Source organism: Streptomyces sp. NPDC043861 (assembly GCF_056435905.1).
Genome location: NZ_JBWKDP010000006.1, coordinates 204,151 through 217,615 on the forward strand (window position 1 = coordinate 204,151; position 13,465 = coordinate 217,615).

The 13,465-nt window shown below is 69.7% G+C and carries 18 protein-coding genes; 3 read left to right on the forward strand and 15 right to left on the reverse strand.

Annotation, left to right across the window (positions count from 1 at the left end; genetic code table 11):
* Positions 1 to 147: 147 nt before the first annotated feature.
* From AC068D_RS16715 to rpsJ, 15 genes are all read right to left on the reverse strand, one after another.
* A complete protein-coding gene (locus AC068D_RS16715; RefSeq protein ID WP_003956452.1) occupies positions 148 to 333 on the reverse strand; it encodes a type Z 30S ribosomal protein S14 in 186 nt (61 codons plus the stop codon).
* A gap of 5 nt (positions 334 to 338) precedes the next feature.
* Entirely contained in the window at positions 339 to 896 is a 558-nt protein-coding gene (rplE, locus tag AC068D_RS16720) for a 50S ribosomal protein L5 (protein ID WP_153486744.1), read from the reverse strand.
* Complete coding sequence (rplX, locus tag AC068D_RS16725; RefSeq protein WP_105868304.1) at positions 896 to 1,219, reverse strand: 50S ribosomal protein L24; 324 nt, start codon at positions 1,217 to 1,219, stop codon at positions 896 to 898. Before rplX ends, rplE begins: the two co-directional genes overlap by 1 nt.
* A gap of 2 nt (positions 1,220 to 1,221) precedes the next feature.
* Positions 1,222 to 1,590, reverse strand: coding sequence for a 50S ribosomal protein L14 (gene rplN / locus AC068D_RS16730; protein ID WP_003956455.1), 369 nt, complete (start codon positions 1,588 to 1,590; stop codon positions 1,222 to 1,224).
* Positions 1,591 to 1,696: 106 nt separating this feature from the next.
* On the reverse strand, positions 1,697 to 1,981 hold the full coding sequence (gene rpsQ, locus AC068D_RS16735) for a 30S ribosomal protein S17 (protein WP_093656384.1): 285 nt from the start codon (positions 1,979 to 1,981) through the stop codon (positions 1,697 to 1,699).
* Positions 1,981 to 2,205, reverse strand: a complete 225-nt coding sequence (gene rpmC, locus AC068D_RS16740) for a 50S ribosomal protein L29 (protein WP_031076670.1) — start codon at positions 2,203 to 2,205, stop codon at positions 1,981 to 1,983. The genes rpsQ and rpmC overlap by 1 nt, the downstream gene beginning before the upstream one ends.
* A complete protein-coding gene (rplP, locus tag AC068D_RS16745) occupies positions 2,205 to 2,624 on the reverse strand; it encodes a 50S ribosomal protein L16 (RefSeq protein WP_005313579.1) in 420 nt (139 codons plus the stop codon). The genes rpmC and rplP overlap by 1 nt, the downstream gene beginning before the upstream one ends.
* A 5-nt stretch (positions 2,625 to 2,629) precedes the next feature.
* A complete protein-coding gene (rpsC, locus tag AC068D_RS16750; RefSeq protein WP_478823760.1) occupies positions 2,630 to 3,469 on the reverse strand; it encodes a 30S ribosomal protein S3 in 840 nt (279 codons plus the stop codon).
* Positions 3,469 to 3,816: a 50S ribosomal protein L22 gene (rplV, locus tag AC068D_RS16755; protein ID WP_009327087.1), complete on the reverse strand. Its 348-nt coding sequence runs from the start codon at positions 3,814 to 3,816 to the stop codon at positions 3,469 to 3,471. The genes rpsC and rplV overlap by 1 nt, the downstream gene beginning before the upstream one ends.
* Positions 3,817 to 3,858: 42 nt before the next feature.
* On the reverse strand, positions 3,859 to 4,140 hold the full coding sequence (gene rpsS, locus AC068D_RS16760; RefSeq protein ID WP_166628878.1) for a 30S ribosomal protein S19: 282 nt from the start codon (positions 4,138 to 4,140) through the stop codon (positions 3,859 to 3,861).
* Between the two features lie 12 nt (positions 4,141 to 4,152).
* Positions 4,153 to 4,989, reverse strand: coding sequence for a 50S ribosomal protein L2 (rplB, locus tag AC068D_RS16765; RefSeq protein ID WP_478823761.1), 837 nt, complete (start codon positions 4,987 to 4,989; stop codon positions 4,153 to 4,155).
* 41 nt (positions 4,990 to 5,030) lie between these two features.
* A complete protein-coding gene (gene rplW / locus AC068D_RS16770) occupies positions 5,031 to 5,354 on the reverse strand; it encodes a 50S ribosomal protein L23 (RefSeq protein WP_365991347.1) in 324 nt (107 codons plus the stop codon).
* The gene (rplD, locus tag AC068D_RS16775) at positions 5,354 to 6,007 is read right to left on the reverse strand and encodes a 50S ribosomal protein L4 (RefSeq protein ID WP_478823762.1); all 654 of its coding nucleotides are present in this window, start codon (positions 6,005 to 6,007) and stop codon (positions 5,354 to 5,356) included. Before rplD ends, rplW begins: the two co-directional genes overlap by 1 nt.
* Positions 6,008 to 6,015: 8 nt before the next feature.
* Positions 6,016 to 6,660, reverse strand: coding sequence for a 50S ribosomal protein L3 (gene rplC / locus AC068D_RS16780; RefSeq protein WP_242329291.1), 645 nt, complete (start codon positions 6,658 to 6,660; stop codon positions 6,016 to 6,018).
* A 13-nt stretch (positions 6,661 to 6,673) separates the two neighbouring features.
* Complete coding sequence (rpsJ, locus tag AC068D_RS16785) at positions 6,674 to 6,982, reverse strand: 30S ribosomal protein S10 (protein ID WP_003948644.1); 309 nt, start codon at positions 6,980 to 6,982, stop codon at positions 6,674 to 6,676.
* 797 nt (positions 6,983 to 7,779) lie between these two features.
* On the opposite strand from rpsJ, the gene AC068D_RS16790 reads away from it, so the two are divergent.
* The 3 genes from AC068D_RS16790 (at position 7,780) to AC068D_RS16800 (ending at position 13,280) form a co-directional block, all read left to right on the forward strand.
* Positions 7,780 to 8,361: a TetR-like C-terminal domain-containing protein gene (locus AC068D_RS16790; RefSeq protein WP_478823763.1), complete on the forward strand. Its 582-nt coding sequence runs from the start codon at positions 7,780 to 7,782 to the stop codon at positions 8,359 to 8,361.
* A 374-nt stretch (positions 8,362 to 8,735) separates the two neighbouring features.
* On the forward strand, positions 8,736 to 10,424 hold the full coding sequence (locus AC068D_RS16795) for an RNA ligase family protein (protein ID WP_478823764.1): 1,689 nt from the start codon (positions 8,736 to 8,738) through the stop codon (positions 10,422 to 10,424).
* Positions 10,425 to 13,280, forward strand: coding sequence for a poly(A) polymerase (locus tag AC068D_RS16800; RefSeq protein WP_478823765.1), 2,856 nt, complete (start codon positions 10,425 to 10,427; stop codon positions 13,278 to 13,280). It abuts the gene before it with no gap.
* The last annotated feature ends 185 nt before the right edge of the window (positions 13,281 to 13,465 follow it).

A 13,465-nucleotide genomic window follows, 5' to 3' on the forward strand; every position in this document is an offset into this window, starting at 1 on the left:
CGGGACGGGTGCGGCGCGGGGACCTACGGCGTAGTAAGTCGATCAGGGCGGCGGGCGCCCAACCCCACAAGCCTACGGCATGTGGGGGAGGGACCCGCCGACCCGTTGCTTACCGAGAGCCTCTGGTAATTCCGGGTAAACCCGGGATTACCAGGAGCTCTTGGTCACGCCCGGCAGCTCGCCACGGTGAGCCATCTCACGAAGGCACACGCGGCAGAGGCCGAACTTGCGGTACACGGAGTGCGGGCGGCCGCAGCGCTGGCAGCGGGTGTACGCACGCACACCGAACTTGGGCTTACGAGCAGCCTTGGCAATGAGAGCCTTCTTCGCCATCTCGCTTACGCCTCCTTGAACGGGAAGCCGAGGTGACGGAGAAGGGCACGGCCCTCAGCGTCGTTGGTCGCCGTGGTCACCACGGTGATGTCCATACCCCGGACGCGGTCGATCTTGTCCTGGTCGATCTCGTGGAACATGACCTGCTCGGTGAGACCGAAGGTGTAGTTGCCACGGCCGTCGAACTGCTTGGGGGACAGACCACGGAAGTCGCGGATGCGCGGCAGCGCGAGCGACAGGGTGCGGTCCAGGAACTCCCACATGCGGTCGCCACGGAGCGTGACGTGGGCACCGATCGGCTGGCCCTCACGCAGCTTGAACTGCGCGATGGACTTACGGGCCTTGGTGACGGCCGGCTTCTGGCCGGTGATCGTGGTGAGGTCCTTGATGGCACCCTCGATCAGCTTGGAGTCGCGGGCGGCGTCGCCCACACCCATGTTGACCACGATCTTCACGAGGCCGGGAACCTGCATGACGTTCTCGTAGGAGAACTCCTCACGCAGCTTGCCCGCGATCTCCTCGCGGTACTTCGTCTTGAGACGCGGAGTGGTGGTGGTAGCCATCAGATGTCCTCACCCGTCCGCTTGGCAACGCGGATCTTGTTGCCCTCGTCGTCGAAGCGGTAACCGACGCGGGTCACAACCTTGTTGCCGTCCTTCTCCACAACCAGCTGAACGTTGCTGACGTGGATGGGGGCCTCGGTGGTGACGATGCCACCGGCCTGCGAGGCACGGCCCGGCTGGTTGGCCTTGGTGTGCTTCTTGACCCGGTTGACACCCTCGACCAGGACGCGGTCCTCGCGGGGGAAGGCCGCGATGACCTTGCCCTGCTTGCCCTTGTCCTTGCCGGTGATGACCTGTACCAGGTCGCCCTTCTTGATCTTCATGCTTACAGCACCTCCGGCGCGAGCGAGATGATCTTCATGAACTTCTTCTCGCGCAGCTCACGGCCGACCGGGCCGAAGATACGGGTGCCGCGAGGGTCGCCGTCGTTCTTCAGAATGACAGCGGCGTTCTCGTCGAAGCGGATGTACGAGCCGTCCTGGCGGCGGCGCTCCTTGACGGTGCGAACGATGACCGCCTTGACGACGTCACCCTTCTTCACGTTGCCACCGGGGATCGCATCCTTGACGGTGGCGACGATGACGTCACCGATGCCCGCGTAGCGGCGACCCGAGCCACCGAGAACACGGATGCAAAGGATCTCCTTGGCACCAGTGTTGTCGGCGACGCGAAGTCGCGACTCCTGCTGGATCACGTCTATCTCCTGTTTGTCTGCCGGTTCCCGGCAGGGGCCTTCCTCTTACGAGGCGGAGCCCCTGCCGAGCCTGGCGGAACTGACCTGAGGGAAACCCCTCAGGTAATTACTTGGCCTTCTCGAGGATCTCGACGACGCGCCAGCGCTTCGTCGCGGACAGCGGCCGGGTCTCCATGAGGAGGACGCGGTCGCCGACACCCGCGGCGTTCTGCTCGTCGTGCGCCTTGAGCTTGTTCGTACGGCGGATGACCTTGCCGTACAGCGCGTGCTTGACCCGGTCCTCGACGGCGACGACGACGGTCTTGTCCATCTTGTCGCTGACGACCAGACCCTCGCGGGTCTTGCGGAAACCGCGCTCGGTCTTGTTCTCAGTCACGTTGCTCTCGCTCATCAGGCGCTCTCCACCGTCTCGATGCCCAGCTCGCGCTCACGCATCAGGGTGTAGATCCGGGCGATGTCCTTACGGACGGACTTGAGCCGACCGTGGTTCTCGAGCTGGCCCGTCGCCGCCTGGAAGCGGAGGTTGAACAGCTCTTCCTTGGCCTCGCGGAGCTTGGCAACAAGCTCCTCGTTGCCCAGCTCGCGCAGCTCGGACGCCTTGGTACCGGCCGACATCACGCTTCACCTGCCTCGCGCTTGACGATCCGGCACTTCATCGGCAGCTTGTGAGCCGCACGAGTCAGAGCCTCACGCGCAATCTTCTCGTTCGGGTAGGACAGCTCGAACATGACCCGGCCCGGGTGCACGTTCGCGACCCACCACTCCGGGGAACCCTTACCGGAACCCATGCGGGTCTCGGCAGGCTTCTTGGTCAGCGGACGGTCCGGGTAGATGTTGATCCAGACCTTGCCGCCACGCTTGATGTGGCGGGTCATCGCGATACGAGCCGCCTCGATCTGGCGGTTGGTCACGTACGCCGGAGTCATGGCCTGGATGCCGTACTCGCCGAACGCAACCGTCGTACCGCCCTTGGCCATGCCGCGGCGCTTCGGGTGGTGCTGCTTGCGGTGCTTGACCCTACGGGGGATCAGCATTTCGGTCAGGCCTCCGTTCCGGTGCTCTCAGCCGGAGCGGCAGCGGCGGCGGGAGCGTCGGCCTTGGGGGCCTCGGCAGCCGGCGCGGACTGCTGCTGCGGCTTGCGACCGCGACCGCCACGCTCGCCACCACGGCCACCACGGGCCGGGCGGTCGTTGCCACCACGGGCCGGGCGGTTGCCGGCGCGGGCAGCGGCGTTCTCGGCGCGGACCTCGGCGATGTTCTTGACGTCGCCCTTGTAGATCCAGACCTTCACGCCGATGCGGCCGAAGGTGGTCTTGGCCTCGAAGAAGCCGTACTCGACGTTCGCGCGCAGCGTGTGCAGCGGCACACGACCCTCGCGGTAGAACTCCGAGCGGGACATCTCGGCGCCGCCGAGACGGCCGCCACACTGGATCTTGATGCCCTTGGCGCCGGCCTTCATCGCCGACTGCATGCTCTTGCGCATGGCACGGCGGAAGGAGACGCGGGAGGACAGCTGCTCGGCAACGGCCTGGGCCACGAGCTGAGCGTCGACCTCGGGGTTCTTGACCTCGAGGATGTTCAGCTGGACCTGCTTGCCCGTGAGCTTCTCGAGGTCACCGCGGATGCGGTCGGCCTCGGCGCCACGGCGGCCGATGACGATGCCGGGACGCGCGGTGTGGATGTCCACCCGCACGCGGTCACGGGTGCGCTCGATCTCAACCTTCGAGATACCGGCGCGCTCCATGCCGGACGTCATCATCCGACGGATGGCGACGTCTTCCTTGACGTAGTCCTTGTACAGCTTGTCGGCGTACCAGCGGGACTTGAAGTCCGTGGTGATGCCGAGTCGGAACCCATGCGGGTTAACCTTCTGGCCCATTACCGGGTTCCTTCCTTGCTGCTGACGACCACGGTGATGTGGCTGGTCCGCTTACGGATCCGGTAGGCACGGCCCTGAGCACGCGGACGGAACCGCTTCAGGGTCGGGCCCTCGTCCACGTACGCCTCGCTGATGAACAGCGAAGAAGCGTCCGTGTGGTCGTAGTTGTGCGCGGCGTTGGCAATGGCGCTGTCCAGCACCTTGCCGACCGGCACGCTCGCGGCCTGCGGGGCGAAACGCAGGACCGCCTGAGCCTCCGTGGCATCCATGCCACGGATGAGGTCCACCACGCGGCGGGCCTTCATGGGCGTGACGCGGATGTACCGCGCCTGGGCCCTGGCTTCCATGGTTGTCCCTTCGGTGTAAGTCATAGTCGTCCCACCCCGCGCTTAGCGGCGCTTCGACTTCCGGTCGTCCTTGACGTGGCCGCGGAAGGTGCGAGTCGGCGAGAACTCGCCGAGCTTGTGGCCGACCATGGACTCGGTGACGAACACCGGGACATGGGTCTTGCCGTTGTGCACCGCGATCGTATGACCCAGCATGGCCGGGATGATCATCGAGCGACGGGACCAGGTCTTGATGACGTTCTTGGTGCCGGCTTCGTTCTGGGCGTCCACCTTCTTGATCAGGTGGTCGTCGACGAAGGGCCCCTTCTTGAGACTGCGCGGCATCTAAACCCGCTCCTAGCGCTTCTTGTTCGTCTTGCGGCGGCGGACGATGTACTTGTTGCTCGCCTTCTTGGGAGAACGAGTACGACCCTCCTTCTGACCCCACGGGCTGACCGGGTGGCGACCACCGGAGGTCTTGCCCTCACCACCACCGTGCGGGTGGTCGACCGGGTTCATGGCGACACCACGGACGGTCGGGCGAACGCCCTTCCAGCGCAGACGGCCTGCCTTGCCCCAGTTGATGTTCGACTGCTCGGCGTTGCCGACCTCGCCGATGGTGGCGCGGCAGCGGACGTCGACCAGACGGATCTCGCCGGACGGCATACGAAGGTGGGCCATGGTGCCCTCCTTCGCCAGCAGCTGCACGGAGGCACCCGCGGAACGGGCGAACTTCGCGCCGCCGCCGGGCCGCAGCTCGATGGCGTGGATGGTCGTACCGACCGGGATGTTGCGCAGCGCCAGGTTGTTACCGGGCTTGATGTCGGCGGCGGGGCCGTTCTCGACACGGTCGCCCTGGCTCAGGCCACGCGGCGCGATGATGTAGCGCTTCTCGCCGTCTGCGTAGTGCAGCAGCGCGATGCGCGCGGTGCGGTTCGGGTCGTACTCGATGTGAGCGACCTTGGCCGGCACGCCGTCCTTGTCGTGACGACGGAAGTCGATCACGCGGTAGGCGCGCTTGTGGCCACCGCCCTGGTGACGGACGGTCACACGACCGGTGTTGTTACGGCCACCCTTGCTGTGCAGCGGGCGGACCAGCGACTTCTCCGGCGTGGACCGCGTGATCTCGACGAAGTCGGCGACGCTGGAGCCACGACGGCCCGGAGTCGTCGGCTTGTACTTGCGGATACCCATTTCTCAGTCCTCGTCCGATATTCGGACGATCCAGACCTCCGTCAGGAGGTCGGACCGCCGAAGATGTCGATACGGTCGCCCTCAGCGAGGGTCACGATGGCGCGCTTGGTGTTGGCGCGCTTGCCGAAACCGGTGCGGGTGCGCTTGCGCTTGCCCTGGCGGTTGATCGTGTTGACCCCGGTGACCTTGACCGAGAAGACCGCCTCGACGGCCTGCTTGATCTGGGTCTTGTTCGCGCGCGGGTCGACGACGAACGTGTACTTGTTCTCGTCGAGCAGCGCGTAGCTCTTCTCGGAAACGACCGGCTTGACGAGAATGTCACGCGGGTCCGTGAAGGTCTTGCTCGTGATCGTGGCCTCGGACATCAGGCCTCGCTCCCTTCAGTGTCGTTGGCGGCCTTGGGGCCGGACACGAAGGACTCGAAGGCGGCCTGGGTGAAGACCACGTCGTCGGAGACGAGCACGTCGTACGTGTTCAGCTGGCCCGGCTCCAGGATGTGCACCTGGGGCAGGTTGCGGGCGGACAGCCACGCGGCCTCGTCGGCGCGGTCGACGACCAGGAGCAGGTTCTTGCGCTCCGAGATCTTGCCGAACAGCGTCTTGGCGGCCTTGGTGGAAGCCGCACCCTCGACCACGCCGGAGACGACGTGGATACGGGAGTGGCGGGCCCGGTCGGTGAGGGCACCGCGCAGGGCGGCGGCCTTCATCTTCTTCGGGGTCCGCTGCGAGTAGTCACGCGGCACGGGGCCGTGGACGACGCCACCGCCGGCGAACTGCGGCGCACGGGTCGAACCCTGGCGCGCGCGGCCGGTGCCCTTCTGGCGGTAAGGCTTCTTGCCACCACCACGGACTTCGCCGCGGGTCTTGGTCTTGTGCGTGCCCTGACGGGCAGCGGCCAGCTGCGCGACGACGACCTGGTGGATCAGCGGAACGCTGACCTTCGCGTCGAAGATCTCCGCGGGGAGCTCGACGGTCCCGGCCTTGTCGCCAGCCGGCGAAAGGATGTCAATGGTGCTCATCGGTTACCTCAGGCCCCCTTGGCCGCGGTACGGACCAGGACGAGGCCGCCGTTCGGACCAGGAACCGCGCCCTTGATGAGCAGCAGACCCTTCTCCGCGTCAACGGCGTGGACGGTCAGGTTCTGGGTGGTGACCCGCTCGTTGCCCATACGGCCCGCCATGCGGAGGCCCTTGAACACACGGCCCGGGGTGGCGCAGCCACCGATGGAACCGGGCGAGCGGTGCTTGCGCTGGGTGCCGTGACCGGCGCCGAGGCCCTTGAAGTTGTGACGCTTCATGACACCGGCGAAGCCCTTGCCCTTGCTCTTGCCCGTGACGTCGACCTTGACGCCGGACTCGAACACCTCGGCAGTGATCTCCTGGCCGAGCGTGTACTCGCTGGCGTCGGAGGTACGGAGCTCCACCAGGTGGCGGCGCGGGGTCACGTCGGCCTTGGCGAAGTGGCCCTTGAGGGGCTTGTTCACCTTGCGCGGGTCGATCTCGCCGAAGGCGATCTGGACCGACTCGTAGCCGTCGGTGTCGTTCGTGCGGACCTGGGTGACGACGTTGGGGCCGGCCTTGACGACGGTGACCGGGACGACACGGTTGTTCTCGTCCCAGACCTGAGTCATGCCGAGCTTCTCGCCCAGGATGCCCTTGATCTGCTTAGCCATCTCGCGCGTCACCTCAGAGCTTGATCTCGATGTCGACGCCCGCCGGCAGGTCGAGACGCATCAGCGAGTCAACCGTCTTCGGCGTGGGGTCGAGGATGTCGATGAGGCGCTTGTGCGTCCGCATCTCGAAGTGCTCGCGCGAGTCCTTGTACTTGTGCGGCGACTTGATGACGCAGTACACGTTCTTCTCTGTGGGCAGCGGCACCGGGCCCGCGACCGACGCACCAGTGCGGGTCACCGTCTCGACGATCTTCTTCGCCGAGGAGTCGATGACCTCGTGGTCGTAGGCCTTGAGCCGAATGCGGATCTTCTGTCCCGCCATGGCTTCCTGTCTTCCTAGTCTCGTAACGCTCCGGAACCCGGTGCGTTCGCGTTCTCCTCCGACCCCCGCGGTCGGGCGTGTCGCATCCCCTCTACGAAGATCTCCCGAAGGATTTCCCAACCAAGGGGGTGCGGGCCTGAAGACCGCGAGCCGGGGGCGAACACCCACCGGGTGCCTGGCCGGGGCCCCGCTGACACTTCCCGGAAGATTCCCGTACGTCCACCCCTGATCAGGGGTGACGAGTACTGTGGGACTCGCTTCCGGTCCTCCCGACGGGAGGCGCGCAGCATCGACACTCAACCGAGCAACCCGGACAGTCTGCCATACGGGGCATCGAGCACGCCAATCGGGCCGAAGAGATTACCCCGCAGGGGTTGCGTGTCAAACCGCGGCACGCCCGCGTCCGGCTGCGTGCGGGCCATCACCACACCCCGACGCCCCGACCGGGGATTCGGTCACAGACGCCTCGGTCCCCGGCGAGTGGCGCTGCGGCATCGGAGGGATTTCGGGGTTTTCCGGTCCCTCCTCGTCCTTGCGACGGCCGCGACGTTGCGCACGGGACTCATGGACCCCGGCTGGTCCGCCACCCCTGTACGGGCTCGGCGCCGCACGGCGCGGGTCGGACGATCACGACCCCGTCGCGGCCCGTCGAGCAGCCTCCGGGGGCGGTGTGCCGCGTCGGGACCGGCCGCACGCCGCCCGGCCTCACCAAGAGTCTCTAGGCTGTCACCCACGACCACTAGTTTTCGGCGGACCGACTCCATCGACTCTCCGAAACCGCTGCACGGAGGTACCGGATGGTGCGGGCAGGGATCACGGCTGCACGGCTCACGGAGGCAGCCGCAGAGATGGCGGACGCCGCGGGGTTCGACAAGGTCACGCTGTCCGCTCTCGCACGGCACTTCGGCGTCAAGGACGCCAGTCTGTACTCGCATGTGAAGAACCTGCGGGAGCTGCGGGTCCGGGTCGCCCTGCTGGCCACCGAGGAGCAGACCGACCGCATCGGTGCCGCCGTGGTGGGCCGGGCGGGCAAGGACGCGCTCGTCGCCTTCGCCAACGCCTACCGGGACTACGCCCTCGAACACCCCGGCCGCTACACGGCGGCCCAGATGCGGCTCGGCCCGGAGGACGTCGCCGGCTCCAGCGGGTTCCGCCGCAGTGTGGAGCTGACCTACGGCATGCTGCGCGCCTACGGCCTCGCCGAGCCGGACCTGACCGACGCGGGCCGGCTGCTGCGCAGCACCTTCCACGGCTATGTCCATCTGGAGCTCAGCGGCGGTTTCGGACACCCCCGCGAAGTTCAGGAGTCCTGGTCGCGTTCGCTCGAGGCCCTCCATCTGCTCCTGGAGACCTGGCCGTCCGGGAGCAACCCGCAGTAGGGCGGTGCCCCATCGGGACGGGTGCCTCCGCGACTCAACGGGCCGCGTTCCGGCACCGCACGGCGCCTCGCCGCGCCTTCGCCCGCCCAGTCCCCCGTTCGCCGTCCCGGCGCCCGATCCGGAGCCGATCCAAGGTCCGGACCCAGCCGCCGACGATCCCGACGAAGCAACTGCCCGGGTGTGCGTGGCGCGCCCGCGGCCCTGGTCGCGGAAAACCCGACGCGGGCAGCGGACTCCGGCCGTGCCTTGCAGGTGGCACGCCGTGCGCCCGCCGGGACGGCCGCCCCGCTCCCCCGTTATTCGTTCGATCGCCCCTCCCCCGCGCTCCTACAGTGACCGGGCACCACATACCGTCACCCGGGGGGCCGGTCACCATGCGGACGAACCATCCGCGCACGCACTATCCGCGCACGCCGCATCTGCCGTGGTCGCCCGGCGCGACGGTGGACGACGTGCGGGTCGTGGATCTGGCCGGACTGCGCGGACGGGAACTCGTCGTCACCGAGAAGCTCGACGGCGAGAACACGACGCTGTACGCCGACGGGATGCACGCGCGGTCGCTGGATTCGGCGCATCATCCGTCGCGGGCCTGGGTGAAGGGCCTGCAGGGAAGGATCGGGGACCGGATCCCGGCCGGCTGGCGTGTGTGCGGCGAAAACCTGTTTGCCCGGCATTCGCTCGCCTACGAGGACCTGGAGAGCTGGTTCTACGGGTTCTCGGTCTGGGACGGCGAGGGCCGGTGCCTGGACTGGGACCGGAGCGTGGAATTCCTGCGGGGCCTCGGGATCCCGGCGCCCCGGGTGCTGTGGCGGGGAATCCTCGACGTACGGGCCGAGCGGGCGCTTCGCGCCCTGAGGCTCGACACCTCGCGGCAGGAGGGCTACGTCGTGCGGACCGTCGAGGGCTTCGGGGCCAGGGAATTCGGCCGACGCGTTGCGAAGTGGGTGCGTCCAGGACACGTGCAGACCGGTACCCACTGGATGCACGCGCCCGTGGTGGAGAACAGACTCGGCCCGGCCGCCGCCCTGTGGGCAATCCGGTCGGGAGCAGCGCCGGAACCCGGGGCGCTGCTCGAAGCCGTCGGTGCGGCCACGGGAGACGGGGCCGCCGCGGCAGAGGCCGCAGGTCGGCTCGATGCGTTGGGGCTGACCGGCGACGAGCGGCTCACGGGCGTACTCGCGGCACTGCTGCACCACGGCCGCCGGGGTGTGCTCGCCGGGCGTCTGGCCGCCTCACTCGGCCTGCCGCTCGGGCGTCGCGTCGCGGACCTGGTCGGACTGCACACCGGACTGCACCGCCCGTATCCCGACGGGGACCGCAGAGCGGGTCTCGTACGGATGTCCTGCGCCGCCGATCTGCGGGTGCTCCACGCGGTCGCCGGAGCCGTCGCGCCGGATGCGGAAGCGCGCGAGCAGGTGGAGTGGTCCGCGCTGCACGCGGAGGACGCCGGACAGCTGGACGGTCTGCGAGAGGCCTTCGCCGACCTGGGCACGGAGACGGCCGCCCGGTGCCGGGCCGAGGCGCGGGACGCGTACGCCGAAGGACGGATCCGGACCACCGACGAGGCTGTCGCCGCGACCTGGCGGTGGCGCTCAGGGGCGTTTCCGCGGCTGATCCATCTGGTCGGTCCGTCGGGCAGCGGCAAGAGCACCTTCGCGCGTGGTCTCGCCGGCGTCGATGCGCATGTGTCCCTCGACGGACTGCGGGAGGCCCGCGGCGCGCGAGCCGATCAGCGCGCCAACGGGGATGTCCTGAGGGACGGCCTGGCCCGGCTCGACACCGCACTGGCCTCGGGTGGCACCGTGGTGTGGGACGCCACGTCGCTCAACCCGCACCAGCGTTCCCTGGTGCACGCGGTCGCGCACCGCCGCGACGCGCTCCTCACGCACGCGGTGGTGCTGGTCGACGAGGACGAAGTGGCCCGGCGCAACACGGCGCGGACGGATGCCGTGCCGCCCGAGGTGCTCCGCTCGCAGCTGCACCGGTTCGTCCCGCCCTACCCGGGCCAGGCCCACCGCACCTGGTACATCGGAGCGGGCGGGACCGTCGAGGAGGAGGTGTAGATGCGTACCAGCGAGGAGATCTATCACCGCGTCCGCTGGGATCCGCGCTTCGATCCGGCACGGTTCGTCGTGGGCATCCTCCAGCGCGGCGCCCCGCCCGAGCGGATGCCGCTGGACGACTTCGTACCGGGTGGCGAGATCCCCTGGCACCGGGTCCTGTTCTTCGAGGCGGACGGCGAGTCGGTCTGGGACAGGTCGACGGGGGTCGACCGGCTCGATGCCACGGATGCGGGCCGGGTGCGTGACCCACGGCGGCTGAGGGCGCCGTTCTTCGCGGCGCGGACCCCGTACGCATGGGACGCGCAGGGCGGCTGGGCGGCCGCCGAGGGGCCACGCGGCCTGCCGCCCACGGCCGGACTGCGCGTGCTGACCTGGAACACGCTGTGGGACCGCTACGACAGCGACCGCATCGAGACCGCCCTGCGCAGGCCCCTGCTCCTGGAGTCCCTGCGCGACGCCGACGCCGATGTCATCGCGCTGCAGGAGGTCGAGCCCGCGCTGCTCACGATGCTGCTGGAGGCGCCGTGGGTGCGGGAGGCGTACACGATCGGCACCGACCCGGCCGGCAAGGACGTCGACGACTGCGGGCTGGTCCTGCTCAGCAGGCTGCCGGTGAGGGAAGCGGGCGTGCATGTCCTCGGCCCGCACAAGGCCGTCACGGCCATCGTCGTGGAGACCGGGCGGGGGCAGATCGTGGTCGCCGCCACCCATCTGAGCAGCGATCACTCGGAGAACGGCGCCGGGAGGCGGGAGGCTGAGCTCGTCGAGCTCGCCGAAGGACTCGCGGGTGTCGCGGACGACGTCGTCCTGCTCGGCGACTTCAACGACGGTGGCGATCTGCCGGAGACGACGCTCGGTATGCGGGACGCGTGGAGCGAGGTGCACGGTCCCGACGACCGGACCCCGACGTTCGACCCCGTCGTCAATCCGCTGGCCGCCGTGTCCTCGCTGTCCGGGCGGGCCTCGCAGCTGGACCGGGTGCTGCTGCGCGCGGACGGCCTGCGGGTGCAGGGGGTTGCCCTGCTGGGCGGAACCCCGACCACGCAGGGGCTGTTCATCTCCGACCACTACGGGGTCGAGGCCGACCTCAGCCTCGACGGGGACGACGGGGAGGGGGCGGCGGGCGTGCTCGACGCCCGGCCGACGGCACGGACTGCGGTGGCGTGGATTCCACCGCAGGGGCTCTGGGACCGGATTCAGGCCATCCGCCGCGACCACGACCCCCAGATCCGGCGCTGGCCGCCGCATGTGAACGTGCTGTTCGGTTTCGTACCGGAGTCCGCATTCGAGCGGGCGGCGCCACTGCTGGCCTCCGCGGCAGCAGGCATGGCTCCCTTCGCCGCCCGGCTGGAGGGCGTGCACAGCTTCGGCCACCGCGAGGACGCGACCGTATGGCTCGACCCGGCCGCCGCCGGCGAGGAGCCGTGGGCTGAGCTGCGGCGGGCCCTGGAACAGCGGTTCCCGCGCTGCCGGGGCCACCGCCACGGCTTCACCCCCCATCTGAGCCTGGGCCGCACCCGGGACCCGCACACCCTGACCGTCGAGTGCGCCGCCAGGCTCGGCGGTCCGCTGGAAGCCCGCGTCGGGGAGCTGGCGCTGCTGTCGCGACGGGGCGACGAGCCGATGCGGGTACGGGCGACGATCACGCTGGGGACGGGTGAGGTGCGGTGGAGGCCGGAGTCCGGACCCGACGGCTCAGAGGAGCACGGTGGTGACAACGCGTCGGCGTCGCCGGCCCATGCGTCCGACGGGATGCCCCCGCCCCCCGTCCCTCCCGCCGTCGAGGACGCCGCTGCCAACGCCCACGCACGACAGACGGCACAGCGGCTGGCCGACGCGCTGGCCGACGGGGTCGTCCATGTCGTCGGCTCGCGGCGTATGGGGTGCGCCCTGCCGGGCGCCGACCTGGATCTGGTGGCGGCGCTCCCGGGCACGGCCGGGATGGCGGAGGTGAGGGCCCGGGTCACCGCGGCGCTGCCGGAAGCCACCGGCGTGCGCGAGGTGATCGGGGCGCGGGTCCCCGGGCTGCGACTGCGTGCCGGGGACCTCGATGTGGACCTGGTCGTGGTCTCCACGGGAACGCTGGCGCCCGCAGAGGCGGTCGCCCGCCGCGCCGAGCTGGACGAGGCCGCTGCGGTTGCGCTCAGCGCGGTCAGCGACGCGGACGCCGTGCTGGAGGAGGCCTCTGCCCACCGCGCCGCTTTCACTCGTCTCGCCAGGGACGTCAAGGCGTGGGCGAAGGCACGGGGACTGGACTCGGCTCCCTTCGGAGGGCTGCCGGGACTGGCCTGGGCCGTGCTCGCGGCCCGTACCGCACACGAGGCGGGTGAGCTGCCGGCCCCCGATCTGCTGCGGCAATTCTTCGCCACCTGGGCCGCCCGGGACTGGCGCGAGCCGGTCATGACCCCGACCGAGCCCGTCCGTTCCTGCACCGACCAGCTCGGTGCGGGCGGCCGAGAGCTGCTGGCGCAGGAGCTCTACCAGGCGTGGGAACTGCTGGAAGCAGCGGCCGAGTCCGGCACCGACGCCCGGCCCGGGCTCCTCTCCGCGCCGCCTCTGCACCGCCGCCACGCGGCCTGGGCGGTCGTGACCGTCCCCGCGGGCCCGGACGAGGGCCGTGTGCGGGGCCGTCTCCGCGCCCTCCTCACCGAGCTGGAGACTGCGGGCGCGACCGATGCGCACGCCTGGCCACGCCCGTTCGCGTCCGGCCGGGCCGCCAACAGCTACGCGATCGGCCTCGGCGCCGCTCCCCCGGGCCGGGACCGTCTCGCCGAGATCGCCGAGCGCTGGCTGCGCGGCCTGCCCGGCACGACCCTGACGTGGGCGGGCCCCGGCGAGGTTCCGACGCTGCGCTGAGCCGCTGCCCGTCGGTCGTCATCCCGCGACCGCGGCCGCCCCTCCACACCGGACCCTTCCGGCCCGGCACGAACGTCGCTGCTCCTTTGCACCCGGCACCCACCCGCCGTCCGTCCGGCGCGCGGCACCACGCGCCGCTCGCCCTCCCCGACCGGCGCCCCGATCCGCTGCACCGCACCGAAACG

Coding starts and splice junctions, on each gene's coding strand:
- AC068D_RS16715 (WP_003956452.1), bottom strand. CDS start 333: ATGGCGAAGAAGGCTCTCATTGCCAAGGCTGCTCGTAAGCCCAAGTTC.
- rplE (WP_153486744.1), bottom strand. CDS start 896: ATGGCTACCACCACCACTCCGCGTCTCAAGACGAAGTACCGCGAGGAG.
- rplX (WP_105868304.1), bottom strand. CDS start 1,219: ATGAAGATCAAGAAGGGCGACCTGGTACAGGTCATCACCGGCAAGGAC.
- rpsQ (WP_093656384.1), bottom strand. CDS start 1,981: ATGAGCGAGAGCAACGTGACTGAGAACAAGACCGAGCGCGGTTTCCGC.
- rpmC (WP_031076670.1), bottom strand. CDS start 2,205: ATGTCGGCCGGTACCAAGGCGTCCGAGCTGCGCGAGCTGGGCAACGAG.
- rplP (WP_005313579.1), bottom strand. CDS start 2,624: ATGCTGATCCCCCGTAGGGTCAAGCACCGCAAGCAGCACCACCCGAAG.
- rpsC (WP_478823760.1), bottom strand. CDS start 3,469: ATGGGCCAGAAGGTTAACCCGCATGGGTTCCGACTCGGCATCACCACG.
- rplV (WP_009327087.1), bottom strand. CDS start 3,816: ATGGAAGCCAGGGCCCAGGCGCGGTACATCCGCGTCACGCCCATGAAG.
- rpsS (WP_166628878.1), bottom strand. CDS start 4,140: ATGCCGCGCAGTCTCAAGAAGGGGCCCTTCGTCGACGACCACCTGATC.
- rplB (WP_478823761.1), bottom strand. CDS start 4,989: ATGGGTATCCGCAAGTACAAGCCGACGACTCCGGGCCGTCGTGGCTCC.
- rplW (WP_365991347.1), bottom strand. CDS start 5,354: ATGTCCGAGGCCACGATCACGAGCAAGACCTTCACGGACCCGCGTGAC.
- rplD (WP_478823762.1), bottom strand. CDS start 6,007: ATGAGCACCATTGACATCCTTTCGCCGGCTGGCGACAAGGCCGGGACC.
- rplC (WP_242329291.1), bottom strand. CDS start 6,660: ATGGCTAAGCAGATCAAGGGCATCCTGGGCGAGAAGCTCGGCATGACT.
- rpsJ (WP_003948644.1), bottom strand. CDS start 6,982: ATGGCGGGACAGAAGATCCGCATTCGGCTCAAGGCCTACGACCACGAG.
- AC068D_RS16790 (WP_478823763.1), top strand. CDS start 7,780: ATGGTGCGGGCAGGGATCACGGCTGCACGGCTCACGGAGGCAGCCGCA.
- AC068D_RS16795 (WP_478823764.1), top strand. CDS start 8,736: ATGCGGACGAACCATCCGCGCACGCACTATCCGCGCACGCCGCATCTG.
- AC068D_RS16800 (WP_478823765.1), top strand. CDS start 10,425: ATGCGTACCAGCGAGGAGATCTATCACCGCGTCCGCTGGGATCCGCGC.